This is a genomic window from Pseudomonas sp. Pseusp97 (assembly GCF_047304025.1).
Lineage (GTDB): Bacteria > Pseudomonadota > Gammaproteobacteria > Pseudomonadales > Pseudomonadaceae > Pseudomonas.
Genome location: NZ_JBGLYK010000433.1, coordinates 1 through 1,363, shown reverse-complemented (window position 1 = coordinate 1,363; position 1,363 = coordinate 1). Strand labels below are relative to the sequence as shown.

Genomic DNA, 1,363 nt, shown 5'->3' with positions numbered 1-1,363 from the left:
AGCTTGCTCGCGAACAAGCCCCGCAGCGGGATTCAGGTTCGCGAGCAAGCTCGCTCCTACGAAAAGCCTCAGATTCCGGCGTTGTGGCGCGCCAGCGCCCACTCCACATGCTCGCGCACCAGTTCCGACGGGAACTCCCGCCGCGCGCGCAGCGCCTCGATCACCGGGATGGTCGACGGCGCATTGCCCAGCCCCACGGCCAGGTTGCGCAGCCAGCGCTCGTAACCGGCGCGCCGGAGTGGCGAGCCTTCGGTGCGGCTGAGGAACTCCTCTTCCGTCCACAGGAACAGCTCCGCCAGCGCGGCGTTGTCCAGGCTGTGGCGCGGCTGGAAGTCGCCCTGGTCGGTAGCGCGGGCGAAGCGGTTCCACGGGCAGACCATCTGGCAGTCGTCGCAGCCGAACACCCGGTTGCCGATCAGTGGGCGCAGGTCTTCGGGGATCGGCCCCTTCAATTCGATGGTCAGGTAGGAAATGCAGCGCCGCGCGTCCAGCACATAGGGCGCGACGAAGGCGGCGGTGGGGCAGATATCCATGCACGCCGAGCAGCGCCCGCAATGCTCTGTGCCATGCGGCTCGTCCACCGGCAGCGGCAGGTCGGTGAATAGCTCGCCGAGGAAGAAGTAGCTGCCAGCCTTGCGGTTGAGCACCAGGGTGTTCTTGCCAATCCAGCCCAGCCCCGATTGCTCGGCGATGGCCTTCTCCAGCACCGGCGCGCTGTCGACGAAGGCGCGGAAACCGAACGGCCCGACCCGCTGCCCGATGCGCTCGGCCAGTTGCTGCAGGCGCTTGCGGATCAGCTTGTGGTAGTCGCGGCCCAGGGCGTAGCGCGAGACGTAGGCCTTCTGCGGATCGGCCAGCACCTGCGCCATGCGCGTGTCGCCGGGCAGGTAATCCATGCGCAGCGAGACCACCCGCAGGGTGCCGGGCACCAGTTCGTCCGGTCGCCAGCGCTTGCTGCCGTGGGCGCCCATGTAGTCCATCTCGCCGTGGTAGCCCGCTTCCAGCCAGCGTTGCAGGTGCTCGCCGTGGGCCTCCAGGTCGAGCCCGCTGATGCCGACCTGCTGGAAGCCGAGTTCGCGCCCCCACTCCTTGATGGAGAGGGCGAGGTCGGCGTAGTCGAGTGTCGAATCGTGCATGGAAGGCGAGAAAGCGAAGTCCGGGTGCGTATAATTCTGCCAGACCTTGCCGGCGTCGGCCCGTCCGAACGCCAAGGCGACACATTCTGCCGCCCGGAACCGCGATGACTGCCCACGACGATCTGCCCCTGAACCTCTACAGCGCCCAGCAGGTGCGCGACCTCGACGCGCGCCTGATCGCCGCCGGTACGCCCGGCTTCGAGCTGATGCGCCGCGCCGCCCACGCC

General features: G+C 68.2%; 2 protein-coding genes. One reads left to right on the top strand and one right to left on the bottom strand.

Annotated elements, in window-relative coordinates:
• Positions 1 to 68: 68 nt before the first annotated feature.
• Positions 69 to 1,136: a tRNA epoxyqueuosine(34) reductase QueG gene (gene queG, locus ACCC94_RS29675; RefSeq protein ID WP_413353168.1), complete on the bottom strand. Its 1,068-nt coding sequence runs from the start codon at positions 1,134 to 1,136 to the stop codon at positions 69 to 71.
• A gap of 104 nt (positions 1,137 to 1,240) precedes the next feature.
• Here queG and ACCC94_RS29670 point away from each other — a divergent pair.
• Positions 1,241 to 1,363, top strand: a 123-nt coding sequence (locus tag ACCC94_RS29670) for a hypothetical protein (RefSeq protein WP_413353167.1), incomplete at its 3' end; no start/stop codon positions are given.